This is a genomic window from Undibacterium sp. 5I2, assembly GCF_035019605.1.
In the GTDB taxonomy this organism is placed as follows: Bacteria; Pseudomonadota; Gammaproteobacteria; order Burkholderiales; family Burkholderiaceae_D; genus Undibacterium.
This window is the reverse complement of record NZ_JASJVS010000077.1, coordinates 1-15746: the sequence shown is the minus strand read 5'-3', so window position 1 is coordinate 15746 and position 15746 is coordinate 1. Positions and strand designations below refer to the sequence as shown.

General features: G+C 51.4%; 16 protein-coding genes. 9 read left to right on the top strand and 7 right to left on the bottom strand.

The window, feature by feature from the left end; translation table 11 throughout:
• Positions 1 to 140 precede the first annotated feature (140 nt).
• Positions 141 to 491, bottom strand: coding sequence for a hypothetical protein (locus QN359_RS18015; protein WP_322251008.1), 351 nt, complete (start codon positions 489 to 491; stop codon positions 141 to 143).
• Positions 492 to 674: 183 nt separating this feature from the next.
• Here QN359_RS18015 and QN359_RS18010 point away from each other — a divergent pair, with 183 nt between their 5' ends.
• Positions 675 to 1217, top strand: coding sequence for a lipocalin family protein (locus tag QN359_RS18010; protein WP_416200233.1), 543 nt, complete (start codon positions 675 to 677; stop codon positions 1215 to 1217).
• On the opposite strand, the gene QN359_RS18005 is transcribed toward QN359_RS18010, so the two are convergent.
• Together QN359_RS18005 and QN359_RS18000 are read right to left on the bottom strand one after the other, a co-directional pair.
• The gene (locus tag QN359_RS18005) at positions 1162 to 2127 is read right to left on the bottom strand and encodes a LysR family transcriptional regulator (RefSeq protein ID WP_322251006.1); all 966 of its coding nucleotides are present in this window, start codon (positions 2125 to 2127) and stop codon (positions 1162 to 1164) included. The two genes, QN359_RS18010 and QN359_RS18005, sit on opposite strands and share 56 nt — an antisense overlap.
• A gap of 81 nt (positions 2128 to 2208) precedes the next feature.
• Positions 2209 to 2550, bottom strand: coding sequence for a CzcE family metal-binding protein (locus QN359_RS18000; RefSeq protein ID WP_322251005.1), 342 nt, complete (start codon positions 2548 to 2550; stop codon positions 2209 to 2211).
• On the opposite strand from QN359_RS18000, the gene QN359_RS17995 reads away from it, so the two are divergent.
• On the top strand, positions 2536 to 2910 hold the full coding sequence (locus QN359_RS17995; protein WP_322251004.1) for a hypothetical protein: 375 nt from the start codon (positions 2536 to 2538) through the stop codon (positions 2908 to 2910). The two genes, QN359_RS18000 and QN359_RS17995, sit on opposite strands and share 15 nt — an antisense overlap.
• The gene (locus QN359_RS17990) at positions 2850 to 4448 is read left to right on the top strand and encodes a glycoside hydrolase family 10 protein (RefSeq protein WP_322251003.1); all 1599 of its coding nucleotides are present in this window, start codon (positions 2850 to 2852) and stop codon (positions 4446 to 4448) included. The genes QN359_RS17995 and QN359_RS17990 overlap by 61 nt, the downstream gene beginning before the upstream one ends.
• A gap of 148 nt (positions 4449 to 4596) precedes the next feature.
• Here QN359_RS17990 and QN359_RS17985 read toward each other — a convergent pair whose 3' ends face one another.
• Positions 4597 to 4944, bottom strand: coding sequence for a hypothetical protein (locus QN359_RS17985; RefSeq protein WP_322251002.1), 348 nt, complete (start codon positions 4942 to 4944; stop codon positions 4597 to 4599).
• Positions 4945 to 4992: 48 nt separating this feature from the next.
• On the opposite strand from QN359_RS17985, the gene QN359_RS17980 reads away from it, so the two are divergent.
• The 4 genes from QN359_RS17980 (at position 4993) to QN359_RS17965 (ending at position 11702) form a co-directional block, all read left to right on the top strand.
• Positions 4993 to 5262: a hypothetical protein gene (locus tag QN359_RS17980; protein WP_322251001.1), complete on the top strand. Its 270-nt coding sequence runs from the start codon at positions 4993 to 4995 to the stop codon at positions 5260 to 5262.
• Positions 5263 to 5826: 564 nt separating this feature from the next.
• Complete coding sequence (locus tag QN359_RS17975) at positions 5827 to 7404, top strand: EAL domain-containing protein (protein WP_322251000.1); 1578 nt, start codon at positions 5827 to 5829, stop codon at positions 7402 to 7404.
• A gap of 27 nt (positions 7405 to 7431) precedes the next feature.
• Entirely contained in the window at positions 7432 to 8067 is a 636-nt protein-coding gene (locus tag QN359_RS17970; RefSeq protein WP_322250999.1) for a response regulator transcription factor, read from the top strand.
• A gap of 8 nt (positions 8068 to 8075) precedes the next feature.
• On the top strand, positions 8076 to 11702 hold the full coding sequence (locus QN359_RS17965) for a transporter substrate-binding domain-containing protein (protein ID WP_323493348.1): 3627 nt from the start codon (positions 8076 to 8078) through the stop codon (positions 11700 to 11702).
• Between the two features lie 77 nt (positions 11703 to 11779).
• Here the strand turns inward: QN359_RS17965 and QN359_RS17960 are convergent, their stop codons facing one another.
• On the bottom strand, positions 11780 to 12904 hold the full coding sequence (locus QN359_RS17960; RefSeq protein WP_322250997.1) for a YbdK family carboxylate-amine ligase: 1125 nt from the start codon (positions 12902 to 12904) through the stop codon (positions 11780 to 11782).
• On the opposite strand from QN359_RS17960, the gene QN359_RS17955 reads away from it, so the two are divergent.
• Together QN359_RS17955 and QN359_RS17950 are read left to right on the top strand one after the other, a co-directional pair.
• Positions 12891 to 13229, top strand: a complete 339-nt coding sequence (locus QN359_RS17955) for a hypothetical protein (RefSeq protein WP_322250996.1) — start codon at positions 12891 to 12893, stop codon at positions 13227 to 13229. The two genes, QN359_RS17960 and QN359_RS17955, sit on opposite strands and share 14 nt — an antisense overlap.
• Before the next feature lie 99 nt (positions 13230 to 13328).
• Positions 13329 to 13472, top strand: a complete 144-nt coding sequence (locus QN359_RS17950) for a hypothetical protein (RefSeq protein ID WP_322250995.1) — start codon at positions 13329 to 13331, stop codon at positions 13470 to 13472.
• A 195-nt stretch (positions 13473 to 13667) separates the two neighbouring features.
• Here QN359_RS17950 and QN359_RS17945 read toward each other — a convergent pair whose 3' ends face one another.
• Both QN359_RS17945 and QN359_RS17940 read right to left on the bottom strand, forming a co-directional pair.
• Positions 13668 to 14327, bottom strand: coding sequence for an OmpW/AlkL family protein (locus QN359_RS17945; RefSeq protein WP_323493604.1), 660 nt, complete (start codon positions 14325 to 14327; stop codon positions 13668 to 13670).
• A 312-nt stretch (positions 14328 to 14639) separates the two neighbouring features.
• Complete coding sequence (locus QN359_RS17940; RefSeq protein ID WP_322250993.1) at positions 14640 to 15611, bottom strand: BMP family ABC transporter substrate-binding protein; 972 nt, start codon at positions 15609 to 15611, stop codon at positions 14640 to 14642.
• Positions 15612 to 15746 lie beyond the last annotated feature (135 nt).

Genomic DNA, 15746 nt, shown 5'->3' with positions numbered 1-15746 from the left:
AAAGCGCGCAGGAATGACGTGGCCACCAGTTAGGGTAATGATACCGACTCAATACCCTTTTGCGACAGCCTCTGAAGCCCGGGGTTTCAAACCCTAGTCAGATTTTTGATGAATACCGATCAGGAATCAAGAATCAAGAGTCAAGAACCGATTTTTTTACTGACGGCATTTTCCTGCTGATTCAAAGTTTTCTGTTCTTGCTTGCTGATATGGCCGTGATCTTGCGACGCCATATCGCGTTCTTCCTGGCGAATCTGATGATCTTGCTTCTTGAGTCGGGCGGCTTTCCCCTTGCTCATTTCTCCTTCCGCCACTTCTTTATTGATGCGTTTGTTTTGATTGTCGAGCCGCTGATTGACTTCGGCGCGGCGCGGATGCGCTTTCTGCCATGGGGTTTCTTCGGCCTGGCTGGTCGCCGCACTCAATGCCGCGGCCAAACCGAGTAAAGCGATGGTATAGCGCAGTGCCGATGATTTTTTATTTGTGTGCATGTGAGTTCCCCTGTAAAGTTTCGGTAGGGCAGTACCTAGTCTGCCATTCATGCAATAACGCCATCAGCTTGATTTCGGTTGTCCGGCCAATTGTATCTTGATGTATCTGCGCGGCTCTCAGAAGTCAGCGTAGCCTGCGATTTTTTTAACAAGGCGAGCCCCTCCATGCGCAAATTCCTGTTTCTGTTAATGTTGCCGGTGCTGCTCAGCGCCTGCGTCAATCGCCCACCCGACGTGGTGCCAGTGGCGCAGTTCGACAGCGCCCGTTATCTCGGTAAATGGTATGAAATTGCCCGCATCGACCATTGGTTTGAACGCGGCTTGAGCGAGGTCACGGCCGACTACAGCCCGCGCGAGGATGGCGGCCTGCGCGTGATCAATCGCGGCTTTCATGCCGCTGATGGTAAATGGAGCGAATCGACCGGCAAAGCGTTTTTTGTCGATGGTCCTGAGGTCGGTTTTCTCAAGGTGTCGTTTTTCGGACCGTTTTACGGTGCCTACGTGATCTTTGAGCTCGATACCGAGCACTACCAGTACTCGCTCGTCGGCGGTGCCGATAAATCGTATCTGTGGCTGCTATCGCGCACACCTACGCTGGACCCGGCAGTCCAAGCCCGCTTACTGGCGCGCGCCGCCGCACTCGGTTTCGATACCAGCCAATTAGTGTTCGTCAAGCAAAGCGCGCCGGCGTCAGCAGCGCCAGCGCATCCGCCGGTGCCTGGCTAAGGGCTAGCGCAGCGGAGTTTTGCGTGATGCGCGCAATCAAAAACTCCACAAAACTGCGCGCCTTCGAGGTCAAATAGCGCCGACTCGGATAGGCGATCAGCAATTGCAAGCCCGGTACTTCGTACTCGCCCAGCACATGCACCAAGCGACCGGTTCTGATGTGATCCTCAGTCAGTACGCAGGTCAGCATGGCAATACCGAGGTCGTTGAGCGCGCATTGAAACGCCATGGCTGAGGTATTACACACCATTGATGGCTTGAGCGGCACCGTCGTAATACGCCCATCACGCGCCATCAGTGGCCAGACCTCGCCGCCGCCCGCATAGCCTGGCAGCACGATACAGCGGTGCAGCGGCAAATCTTCAGCACATTGTAAGGGCGGTGCTTGCCGCAAGTATTGCGGACTAGCGCACAGAATCAAACGGGTGGAGACCAATTCGCGCGTCACTGTATCGGAATGGATGGCATTGCCGCCAATGGTGATGGCAAGGTCACGGCCACTGGCAGCGAAATCGACCGGCTCATCGGACAGTATCAAATCGAAAACGATGTCAGGATAAAGTTCTTGAAACTTCCGTATCAGCGAAGGCAGGAAATGTAATCCGAAATTAACCGGTGCCGAAATTTTCAATACCCCGGAATACGCTTTCCCGGCCGAACTGACCAAGGCTTCCGCATGACTGACATCGTCGAGAATCTGGCGGCTGTGCTCCAGGTAAATTTCGCCGCGCTCAGTGAGCGACAAGCGTCGCGTGGTACGCACCAATAATTGCGAACCCAATTGCTTTTCCAAGGCAGAAACATGGCGAGTAACCACCGAGGGCACCATATTGAGGTGCTCGGCCGCGCGAGAAAAACTGCCATACTTGACCACCTCGTTAAATACCTGCATCGCAATCAATTTATCCATCTGCGCCGCTTTCTGCTATTCATCAGACTTGATATTGCCACGTTTTCGCGTGGGCGCGCTCAAATCTGATGGCGGTAAACATCAAGGATTCAGATATTGCGGGTCAGTTGCCACATAGGCACGCACAGTTTGCGCTAACAAGCCGGCCGGTGCGACGGCATTGAGTTCAAAGCTGCTGACCGTCATGGCAACGTCAAATTTCCAGGCAAACGCTGAGTCACCGACGGTGAACTGCACGGTCTCGCCGCCGGTTACGTTGACAGCCTTGGTATTTGGCGTGATGGCAATAGTACGTTGCGCCGCCTGGGTCGGTACCGCGGTACCGAGCAGATAAGCATACTTCTTATCGGCACTTTCTTGCGCCAATACATTACTGCTCAAAGCGAGCAAACTCAAGGCGGCTATCCATTGCGTGGTTTTCATTGTTACTTCTCCGAGCGGGGCGACTTGCTGGTGTTTCGAGAGGACTCGATTATTGCTCAACAAGTAGCTATTGTTTATATTTTGATTCATTTTTTAGCTGAATCGACGGCATGCACGCACTATATGCGAGAAATTAGTCCAAATAAAGCTCTCCCGCAACAATTCATTATTGCTAAAATAAGAATTATAAGCTTCAATCAACAATCATTCCGCCGCCGGCTTGCTGCTGAAAATGCTGGTCTGCCTAAGTGGAATGCAGTAGCATCTGAGCTCTTTTGTTTTACAACGATCATTGCCGCATGCTTGCCCACGTCTTCGCGCTCACCACGCCCCTCCGATCGCGCCGCCTCAGCCTGCTGAGCGCGTCGGCAGCCGTCTTGCTGATGTTGGCCTGCCAGTCGCCACCGCCGCCTTCAAGCCCAAGCAAGACGCCATTGCTACCGCCTTCCAGCCGACCGACGAGCCCGCCGACTGCTGGCCAGCCCCCCGCCACACCGCGTGAGTTCCGCGCCGTTTGGGTATCGACGGTGGCCAATATTGACTGGCCAAGCCGGCGCGACCTCAGTAGCGAAAAGCAAAAAGCAGAAATCCTCACCGTGCTCGATCAAGCCGCCGAGATGAAGCTCAATGCCATCGTTTTGCAAGTGCGGCCAGCAGCCGATGCGATTTATCCCTCGGCCATCGAACCGTGGTCTGAATTTCTGACCGGAGAACAAGGACGTGCACCGCGCCCTTATTACGACCCACTGCAATTTTGGATAGAACAGGCACACCAACGTGGCTTGGAATTACATGCTTGGTTCAATCCCTACCGCGCGCGCAGCGCAGGTGCCAAGGGTAGCGTGGCAAAAAATCACATCAGCCGCAGCGTACCCGGTGTGGTGCGCCAGTACGGTGAGTTGCAATGGATGGATCCGTCGGAACCGCAGGCGATGGAACAAACTCTGCGTGTCATCAGTGACGTCGTTCACCGCTACGACGTCGACGGCATTCATATCGACGATTACTTCTATCCCTACCCGATCAAAAATGCCAGTGGCGCGGAAGTCGATTTTCCCGATGATGCGAACTGGAACCGTTATCTGCAAAGCGCTGGCACACTTAGTCGCGCCGACTGGCGGCGCACGCATGTTAACAACTTGGTCGAGGCGCTCAACCAGATTGTCCACCGAGAAAAAAGTTGGGTGAAATTTGGTATCAGCCCGTTTGGCATAGGGCGACTCGATCGCATGCCCGCCGGCATTACCGGATTTAGCCAATACGATAAATTGTATGCCGATGTGGAACTGTGGTTGGCGCAAGGCTGGCTCGACTATCTGGCACCGCAACTGTATTGGCCTATCAATCAAACGCCGCAGGCCTTCAAAGTATTGTATGACTACTGGCAAGCGCAAAATTCGCAGCAACGCCATATTTGGCCTGGCCTGTACACCAGTCGCATCGACCAAAGCGAGCGCTCTTGGAGCGCCGATGAAATTCTCAATCAAGTCGAGGTCTTGCGCGAACGTTCAGGCGACGGACATATTCATTTCAGTATGATCAGCTTATTACAGAATCGCAAAGAGATACGCCAGCGACTGGCGACCGAGAAATATGCAACGGTGGCCGTGGTACCTGCCTCGCCTTGGTTGGAAAGTACCAACTTGGCCGCCCCACAATTGCACTTGCATGCAGATCAGCAATCACTGCGAGTGAATTTGGCCGACCCTGAGAATACCCGTTGGTTAGCCGTGTGGCGACGTAGCGATGAACAATGGTTGCTCAGCGTACAGAGTGCGCAGCAACTACAAGTCGACATCACACTGCCAGCTAAGGCCAAGACGAAGGAAATCAGTATTACGGCGATCAGTCGCTCCGGCCAAGAAAGCCTGGCCAGCAGCCTGACGCTGATACACTGAGTTTAATTGGCAAAGCTCAATTTCGCTGCGATAAAATTCGTGCCTACCTAAAAAAAATGACACCGATCCATGTTAAATGATCGGTGCCAATTGGAAAGAATTAAACAGCACAACTCCATATCAGACCGATATGGAACCGCGCTCTGCATCACGCCACTGCTGCTTGCTTCTCGGCATCCGGCTGTGCGTAAACTTTATCATTCGGTGCAGTACTGACCCAGCGTTCGCCGCCCTTCATATATTTCTTACGTTTATCGCCCATTAAAGCGCGCAACTCACCAATACTCAAACCGGTTTTTTCATGCATACGTATCAAAACATATGGGCTGACCATCACATGAAAATTACGAATTTTGCTGATCACATGCGGCTTCAATTCCAAGAAACGACACAGGCTTGCATCGTTTTTTAATTCCAATTTTTCCAAAATAAAATTGAGCAAATTGTTCGGATCGTAATTGAAAAAATTGGTGTTGGTTTGGGTCTCTGTTTGCATGGTCCACTCCTATACAGTTAAAAAATCCATTGCCGATTGAAAATCAAAATGATTGACACATTTGGCAATATGAAAGATATTGATCGCGCTGAAAAGCGCACGACTGCCTCCGACATGAAGATAGCAAGCAAACTTCTCATGCCATCAATGGGTCGTGATCTCAACACTGATCAATATAGATTTAATGTTGTACAACGGCTGGAAAGCAAAAATCGCCGCCTGTTTCGCATCGGTAACACTGTCGATCAGCCTCCGCCTCTTGTCACTGATTCCGAAATGAATAACAAATTTCAACGGCCGACAATATTTTCAATGTAGGTTGCACTCACATCAAATTGCATACGTCACTCTACTCAATTTTTAGGAAAATAAATGTAAGAAAATTCCGAAAATATTGCCGATACCAACAGAAATTATTGAGTATGGTTATTTCTTAATTGTCGCGACACACAATGAAGCGACATCGCATTATCAGTTGAGTAATTTTCGCACTGCCTATCTGGGAAAAATTTGGGAGTTACTCACAGAGAACTTAGCGAATTTTGACTGAAAATAAAATGCTTCAACAGTAGGAAAATTCCGACTATTCTCTTTTTTTTCGTTTTATACTGTACGAAAAAAAACGCTGGTCTGAAAAATAAATGGCGGGAAATTTCACCTCACTAAACACGATGATGATATTTTTTGAGGATATTTTTATGTAGACTGATTGACTGCAATTTCGTTTTTTAGTACCAGTCCTATTACTTTTTACGCATTAGTAGTCATAGAACTATATAAGCTCGGCGTACATTTCGGTATCGTTCAATCTTTGTTGCAATATTGCCCGACATTTTCCGGCACACGGATCATGTTTCCGGCAATCAAGGGGATTCAGAAAAGATGAACAAGAGCACGATTATCAGTATTGCCAGCATGTCAGCATTACTGGCAACGGCGGCAACGATGTGGTCGGTCTCGCAGATCGCTTCCCTGCGCACCGAAAAAAGTGAACTAAATCAATTAAAACAAACCGCACGACAAGCCCTCGACCGTGCCACCAGCACCATGCATGCGGCGAGCGTGAGTCTGCTTACTCTTGAACAACTGAATCTTCCGCCTTGCTCAGACGAACATCGCGAAGCGATGCAAAAATTAAGCTTCAATGCAACCCATTTTGAAGCCGTGTCCTATATTGAAAATGGCGCGGTTAAATGCGATTCTTGGGGCAACATTTCACCCCAACAAACCATGCCGCAAACTGAAATGCTCAGCGATGACGGTTTGCTCATCAGTTTTAATCAACCCTTTCCTGGTGCGATGACGACATGGCGTTCATCGCACTATATGCTGCAAATAAACCCTTTACGATTCACCGATCTCGGTGTACCCGCTGATACGCAGCTATCGGTTTACTACAATGATGAAAAAATAGCGGAAAAAACGACTAAGCTGAGCAAGTCAGGCGCAACGGACGACTACGCGGCAAATCTGCAGGCCGGCCACTTCGCCGTCGCCATCAACAAACCGCGCGCGGCGGCAAGCGCGGCCGTGCGTGAGCAAACCATCTTATTGTTGCCGTGGGCAGCAGCGATGATCGCCTTAATTCTGCTCGCCATCGTCGCGAGCGTGCGTCGTCGACTCTCTTTCATAGGCGAACTGAAACATGCTGTTGCCGAAAAGCGATTCGTTAATCACTACCAGCCAATTATCGATCTGCGCAACGGTCGCTGCATCGGTGCAGAGGCCTTGGTTCGCTGGCAACGGCCGGATGGTAGCTTGGTTCGGCCGGATTTGTTTATACCTTGCGCCGAACAACATGCCTTGATCGCGGCGATTACCGACATCGTCATCACCACCTTGATCAGCGATTTACAAGAATTTTTACGCAGCAACCGTGACTTCCATATTGCCATCAATGTCGCCCCCGAAGACCTCAAGTCCGGGCGTGTGCTCGATGTGCTGGCCACGCAGTTGGCCGCCGCTGAGATCAACGCCAATCAGATTTGGATTGAAGCAACTGAACGTGGCACGCTCGATATCAAGCATGCCCGTGCGACTATATTACGGGCACAGCAAGCCGGACATACTGTGGCCATCGATGACTTTGGTACCGGCTATTCGAGTCTATCGTATTTGCAAGAAATCCCGCTCGATGTATTAAAGATAGACAAATCATTCATCGACACCATAGGCAACGATGCGGCGACGAGCGAGCATGCCGGCGTCACTCCACATATCATCCACATGGCCCAGTCGCTGCGCTTGAAGATCGTCGCGGAAGGCGTGGAAACGGCGCGACAAGTCGACTATTTACGTGCCCGCGGCGTGGAATACGCGCAGGGTTGGTGGTTTTCCAAAGCCTTATCGGTGCATGAATTTCTCGCGTATCACGCGCGCACGGATGGCCATGAAGCATCCTCAAGCCTGGACCTGCCGCGCCCTGCTCGGCCCTATTCAAACAGATTGACGCATGTCTGAACGTGCGCAGTAACAAGGGAGTAAGCCATGAGTAAAATAATGATCGTCGACGACCATCCAGTCATACTGATCGCTTTGCGCGCACTGTTTGAACAGGATGGCCACGACGTGATTGCGGAAAGCAATAATGGCATTGATGCACTGACCGAGGCCAAACTATTGTTACCGGATTTACTGGTGCTCGATCTGGCGCTGCCAACCTTGGATGGCCTCGAGGTGATTGCGCGACTACGCTCGCATGACATGGCCGTACCGGTACTGGTGTTTACCTCCCATAAGCCCTCGGTGTTCATGCGCCGCTGCCAACGTGCCGGTGCCTCCGGCTTCGTTTGGAAGCAAGGTGATTTGCTCGAGGTCAGACACGCAGTCAATACCATCCTGTCCGGTCACACCTATTTCCGCCGCCCGCATGACCTGCCGCTGATACCGAACGACACCGAGGAAATCGAAGTTGAATTACTCGATCACCTCAGTAACCGCGAATTCCGTGTCTTGCAATGTCTGACCGATGGCATGCTCAACAAAGATATCGCCAAATCGATGATGCTGAGTGAAAAAACCGTCAGTACCTATAAAACCCGCCTGCTTGCCAAACTTAAAATGCAATCTCTGCTGGAACTCATCGAGTTCGGTAAGCGCAATGACGTCACCAATATCATTTGAGCATGTACATGGCGATCTTGCTACGCTGCTGCCTCGGTTTCATGTTTGCCATATGGCAAACTTCAAGCGTCGCCGATGCTTTGGAATCCGGTACGCCGCTGAACGTATTCGGTCGCAGTCAGATTGAGCATGTCGATTTTCACCTGTCAGGGAAAAACTGGACTTGGCTAGGACAAAAACGCCAGCTGACCATAGGCACAGCCTTACCTGATTCCGCGCCATTTGAAGTTGCCACTGGAGATACGAATTACGAAGGCATCACGGCCGACTATATCGATTTGCTTGGAAAATTAATGGGCGTGCAAGTTCGCGTACTGCGTTTTAATAGCCGAAGTGCCGCCTTGCATGCACTGCTGGACGGTCGCATTGATTTACTCGGCAGCGCTAACCAAGGCAATACCAAGCATCCTGAGCTCATGCTCTCAGCCCCTTATGTGAAACAAGATGTGGTCTTGCTGCGCAGCTTAGAGCAAACCGATACCAAGACGATGCCACAACGCATAGCCTTGTCGGCTTACCTGCCGCTCGACGACTATTTGCCCATCTGGTACCCGCATTCGGTCGCCCACACCGTGGCCAATAATCGACGCGCCATGGCCGAGCTGGCATACGGCGCAGCCGATGCCTATCTGGCCGATGATATTTCCAGTGACTACCTGATGCAAAAAAATTTCGACCAAGTTCGGGTGGTGGCACGCTTACCCAACCCACTGGTTGGTTTGAGTTTTGCCATGCGTAAAACCGATGTCGATCTGCTCGAGAGTATCAATCAAATTCTCGCTGCGCTCACGCCCTATCAAAACAGCGATCTGCTCAAACAATGGGGGGTACGCACGCATACCCAGAGCGGTGCGAGCTTGGATCTGAATCCAAGGGAACAACGTTGGTTGGAAAAAAATCGCTCCCTGCGTCTGTACGTCAACAGTTTGTCGGCACCGGTGGCTTTTTTCGATGATGACAAACAATTTCAGGGCATCACCGCCGATATCCTGAGCCTGATCAGCGAACGTACCGGTCTGCACTTCGAAATTAAAAACATTGCCGCGGCTGAAGAAATCGTCGATCAGGTGGAGGCCGAGGCCGGCGCGGCCATTTGCATGCTCAACGTAAGCGAAGAACGGCGCCGCAAAATCGACTTCACCCATCCGTTTTTGAGCGATATGTTTGTGCTGGTGGTGCGAAAATCTGAACACAAAGTCCGTGGGCTCACTGATCTGACTGGCCGCTCCTTGGCGATTAACCATGGCAATCCGCTGTTCCCACTGTTACGCAAAGACTATCCGCACATTCGCTTAGTGCTGGTTGACAATGCGACCCAAGGACTACTGCGACTCAAGGAGGGGAAAGTCGACAGCGTGGTCTATCCACAAATCGGTATCGATTACCTGATTCGACATTTTTTCAAAGATGAGCTCCAAGTCGTTGCCGCCGTCGATGACATGCCGGTACATATGGGATTTGGCGTCCATCGCGATTCCGGCGAATTACTCACGATACTCAACAAAGCCATACTCAGCATCCCGCCCGACGAATTGCTGACAATTACCCGACGCTGGCGCCAAGAACCGCACTCGACCTTAAGCACATGGATCAATTACCGCACCCATATTTACCAAATTGTCAGCGGTGCGCTGTTGATACTGCTGGCCTTCCTCGGCTGGATCTTGTACCTGCGCCGCCAAATCGCCCGCCGCAAGAGCGCCGAAATCAAGCTCAATGATCAGCTCGCCTTCATGCGCTCACTGATAGACGGCACCCCCCACCCCATCTATGCCACCGATGTCAACGGAAATCTGAGCTTGTGCAACGCCGCCTACCGCCGGTTTTTTCTCGATAGTGCAGGCAACGAGCAGGCACATCAGGTCTTGCCAGAATTTGCCCAACACTGTCGCCTATCCTTACAAACGGGCCAAGCCGCGTTACAAGACCTGTTCATCGACTTGCATGGAAAAAGCTATTGCGTCTACCATTGGGTGGTGCCGTACCATGATTCCTTCGGTGAATTAGTCGGCACCATTGCCGGTTGGGTCGACATGACCGAGCGCGAACATTTGCTGCAAGAATTGACCGCATCGAAATGCCGTGCCGATGAAGCCAGTCAGGCCAAGAGTATTTTTCTCGCAACCATGAGCCACGAAATCCGCACACCGATGAATGCCATCATCGGCATGTTGGAATTGACGCTGCGGTATGCCGATCAAGGCCGTTGGGATCGTTCGCAAGTCGAATTGGCGCACCATTCGGCACAGGCCCTGCTCGGTTTGATCGGCGATATACTCGATATCGCCAAAATCGAATCCGGCAAACTCGACCTGCAACCGCGCCGTACCAAACTGCGTGAGCTGCTGGAGTCGGTCGTCGCCGTCCTCGAAGGCTCGGCCAAAGAAAAATCTTTGACACTCACGCTATCCATCGCCGCACTCGGTAACGAAGAAGTATTGATCGACCCGCAGCGCTTGATGCAAATCGCGTTCAACCTGATCGGCAATGCGATCAAATTTACCGAACATGGCACTGTCAATGTCCGTCTCGACTGCGCGCCCTTAACTGATAATCGCTTAGCCTTGACGCTGAGCGTACAAGACAGCGGCATCGGCATCGGCATTGACGATCAAAAAAAATTGTTTCATCCTTTCTCACAAATCAAGCACGACAGCCAGGCCCGCGGCGGTACTGGTCTGGGCTTGGTGATCAGCCGAAAATTATGTGAAATGATGGGGGGCGAGCTGTCGTTGAGCAGTACGCCGGGCAAGGGTACACTGGTTGTGGTGAATTTGTCGGTCCCGAGTTTGGCCGGCCTTACTTCACAACAGCCGCCAGCACTGCCCGCCAAGGCAGTACCGGCTATGAGTGGTAAAGACCTCAAGCAGTTAACGGTGTTGGTGGTGGACGATAATAAATCGAACCGCATCGTACTCGAACAGCAACTCGAATTTCTCGGTCATCAAGTCAGTGTCGCGGCCGACGGCCGCGAAGCCATGCAACTTTGGTCACCAGGAAGTTTCGATCTGGTCATCACCGATTGCAATATGCCACATTTAAGCGGCTATGAATTGGCGCAGACCATACGCAGTATCGAAAACGATCTGCCCGATCTGTCGCCGACCACGATCTGGGGCTACACCGCCAATGCCCAGACCGAGGAAATCCAACGCTGTCAGAACGCAGGCATGAACGATTGTATTTTCAAGCCAGCCGGCTTGGAAGAACTGCGCACCAAGCTGGTCGCTTTTTTCAACCGTGTATCTCAAGCCGTCACAAACAAGGACAGCGCCAGCGAGCTCCAAGGCTGGAAAGCCCTGTGCATGGGCAATGATGCCTTGGCGGAAAAATTGCTCAAAGAAGTCATCAAAACCAATCGTCTCGATCTGCAGCAGTTACAAGCCGCAGCGGCGCTGCCCGACTTCCAACAAGTCGCAGCGCTGGTACATCGCATCAAAGGATGTGCGCGCATGGTTCAAGCCCAGCAGTTGGTGGAACTCTGCGAGCAGCTTGAAGATACTGTCAGCGATGCGCAGAGTGCCACGCGCATCGCTGACATCGTCACCGCATTGGAATGCGCCGTGCTGGCTCTGGAAACCGTGTTGCGCCAAGATTTGTCGACGCTGCTGAAAGCCAGGGAAGCACAGATTTAATCCAAGCGGTTTGCCCGCCGGAGGCTGCTTGTCTTGACGTCCTCCCCCACCTCAGAGGTATGCCGGAATGAAGCAGATCAACCCGCGTCGCCACGAAAGCGCTCGATGGAATAGCCAACCATATCAGGAAAACTGGCACGTCGTTCATATTGATGGCGCAACAGCTTGCTTTCATCACCCTCGGCGACGATATATTCGATATCAAGCAATGCTTCTTCACTATTGAGCGCACGTGCATGCGGGCGAATTTTTTCAATAGTGGCAGCGATATCATCACGCAATGTGCGGCGTTGATAATCACGCGCATCAACCAATTGCGCCTCGAAACCGAAACGAGCGGCCTCAAAACGATTGTAATCATAGACCAAATAGTCTTCCTCGCACACAGCCGGCTCGCCGCCAGTCAACAGGTAACGACACAATGCCTGCAAGTACGCCGCCAAAGCCGCGGCACGTTCGACCGACAATGGGGTGTCGCAGACGCGTAATTCAATCGTGCCGAATTCCGGTTTAGGTCGAATATCCCAATAAAAATCTTTCATGCTCGTGAGTATTCCGGCGCGCAGCAATTTATCGACATGCTCGCTGCAAAATTGCTGCCAATTGAGTATGAACGGTGCGCGTCCCGACAAGGGAAATGCTGAAATCGAATTCAGGCGCGCCGAGTGGTAGCCGGTATCAGTCCCTTGCACGAACGGTGAATTACCCGACAAGGCTATGAAATGCGGCACGTAGCGATTGAGGGCATGCAGTAGAAACATGGCCTCATCACCGCTACTGCAGCCGATGTGAATGTGTTGACCAAAAACCGTAAACTGTTGCGCCAGATAGGCGTAACGTTCCGATACTTTTTCATAGCGTGCCAGTTGAAAAATCCGCCGATCTGACCACATCTGAAATGGATGCGTACCACCACCGGCAATGCCAATATCAAGCGTTTTCGCTGCGCCCAACAGGGTTGTGCGCATGGCGCGCAATTGCGTGAGCAATTCCTGATACGAGAGGTGAACCGTGGTCGCCACCTCGATCATGCTTTCAGTAATCTCGGGTGTGACCATGCCAGGAAATACGTCTTGCTGCAATAGATCAAGCAGTGCAGGACTGGATGGAGATAAATCAAAACTCGATAAATTTATCAACTGCAATTCCAATTCCACACCCATGCTCAATGAATCGGAGTGTTTAAATTTGTTCAAAGTCATTGTATTTCTCCTCGATGAAAAGTTCCGCGTGCACACTCGCCCAAATACGATGCCGATGACCATAAGGCCGATCTGCTCTTCGGTTGCACGAAAAATCAAATCCATCGGTATGCGCTGCAGCGATCTGCCAGCCTATTTTTTTGTAAGCAACACTGCTCAGTGTCGTATGAGGAACGAAAGATCTTTATCGATGATAAAAATCTTTTTCGCACTCGCGTTTCGGCAGCTGTTATCAGCCTTCTTCAGCTTTACTTTGGAGCGTCACCAGCATCTTTGCTTTGTTGACGATAGAGAAATTGATATGGCAGGCCAGCGCCGTCAGTGAGCGAATGACCCGTTTATTGCAAGCCGATCAACACCTGATCAGCTATGCGATTGCCATGGAGCGCAGCGAGCGCCGGTTTCTGGTGATGCGCACCGAGAAATGACGCTGCTCCAGCACTACCGCAGGGCAGCGCATTCAGCCTTGCAAATTTTTCTGCAAGGCCATATACAAGATGCCGTACTCACTGCGCAATGGAATGAGTACAGTTCAGACAGTTTGGCGGCACCGGAAGCGCTGCGGTGAGGGATGACGCGCAGGCCTATGCCAAACTCGAGGCCACTATAGCACATCTAAGCTGGTGCGGGAAAATGCAGAAATTGGGAGAAAATGGGCGTCACGCAGGAAAAGCCAGCATACTCAGCGCATTGCAGCAAGTGCATCCGGGTCTATCGAAAAAAAGCGGGCCTGAGCCCGCTGTTGACCAAAGAAGATACCGACTTAAAATTTATACCCAACCGATACCAGCGCCACGAGAGGATTGAGCGTGAGGCTAGTGTTGGCTTTGGTTTGTACATTCGATGGCGTCATCCCGGTAATGTCAGCCTTGGTTTTGAGTGGGACATAGGACAAAGAAAATAGTAGCGACCAATTTTTATCAAGCTGGTAGGTAGCACCAATATTAGCCACCGGTGCCCATGAAGAACTGAGATCAGCCGTGGCCGTGCCACCAGACGCCGCTTGAAAACTGTTTGATAATTCGATGTTTGAGTAGCGAACGTAAGTTACGCCGGCACCGACAAAGGGACGAAAAGCACTGGTCGCGCTGCCGAAATACCACTTACCAAGCAAAGCGGGACTCCATTGTTTTGCCGTGCCCAACACCCCTAAACCGGCCAAAGATCCGGCCCCAGTCAGCGTGAACTTCGGCGGCAGACCGGCATCGAGTGTCATAGCCATATTATCACTGACAAAATGGGTCAAACTGAATGCCAAGGTATTGGCATTGCCAACACTGGCACTGGAATTCGGAATGGTTCCGGCCATCGATGATGGCGCGGTGCGCTTCAATGGTTCACTGGAATCGTTGGGTTGAATATAAAACCAACCGACATTGAAAACCGTGTCGCCAGCTGATTGGGCTACTGCACTGCTTGCCATGAATGAAGAGCCAGCAATGAAGGCGAGAGGGGGAAGGATACGGGAAAGTGTTTTCATGTCTCGATTAATATAAATTATTGAATGTTTAAAAAAATGCTCAACAAGGACTAGCCGGCGCTGAAGAAAATAAAACTTATTGCCACTTATTTGACAAGCAATACAGGACAGGCGATGTCAGTTCCAATATACAAACTCGAACGCGGCAATGAAATGGGACGAGTACTAAAATCGATTAAAATGCGTGCGAACTCGTATGGAAATGGCAAATTTACATACAAATACTGCCTGCATCAACAGAGAAAAAAATGGCGCTCAGAGCGGGCAACGCTGCTCGCTGCGATAGTCAGCTACCAGCAATTTCCCGGCAATAATCTCTTGCCGTGCTTGATTGACGCGTTGCTCCACCTGGCTTGAAATCAGCGCACGATTATCTTTATCTAAGGCCCAATCCACACCGCGTTCTTTGAGACCAAGGTTTTGCACACCAGCGCGCCAAGTGCCATTTTTTACCTGCATGAAATTGTCGTAAACGGCGACATCAATGTTTTTCACCATCGAGGTCAACATCGTGCCCGGATATAAATGATTTTGATTAGAATCGACGCCGATCGCATAGCGATTTTTCTCCTTGGCCGCCTGCAAAATTCCGGCACCACTACCACCGGCCGCCGCGAATACCACATCGGCACCGCGCACAAACTGTGAACGTGCAATATCACTGCCTTTGGCTGGATCATTCCAGGCAGAGATCGTGGTACCGATCATGTTTTGTGTGATCGTGATTTTCTGGTCGACTGCTTTGGCACCTTGTACATAGCCACAAGCAAAGGCACGGATGAGTGGGATATCCATGCCGCCGATAAAGCCGAGGTGTTTGTTTTTCGAAACCAAGGCGGCTGCCATGCCGACCAGATAGGCACCCTCTTGTTCTTTGAAAATGATGGAGTTGATGTTGTCGCCGTTGGCAACGGCATCAATCAAGAGAAATTTTACGTTTGGAAATTCTTTGGCGACGGCCTGTACCGCTTGTGCCTGTGAAAAACCGATCGCGGCAATCAGATCGGTTTTACGTCGCGCCAAATTGCGCAGTACTTGTTCGGTCTGCGCTTCCTGACTGATCTGCACTTCGAGATAGTTGATGCCCGTGTCTTTTTTAAAGCGCTCGGCACCGGTCGCGGCCGATTGATTGAAGGATTGATCAAATTTCCCGCCACCGTCATACACCAGCGCGAGCTTGAGATCGGCTGCTTGCGCGGCAGTAATTTGCCATACAAGATAGAACATCACGCTGCTGGATGCACATTTTCTTCGCTGCTTCATCAGATTTACGCGTGAAACCTCAGCCTTCAGGCCGAGGAGGCAGAGCGCGGAACGCGCAGCGTTCCTTGCTTTGGTGGCGTGCCTGTCACGTCCATGTTT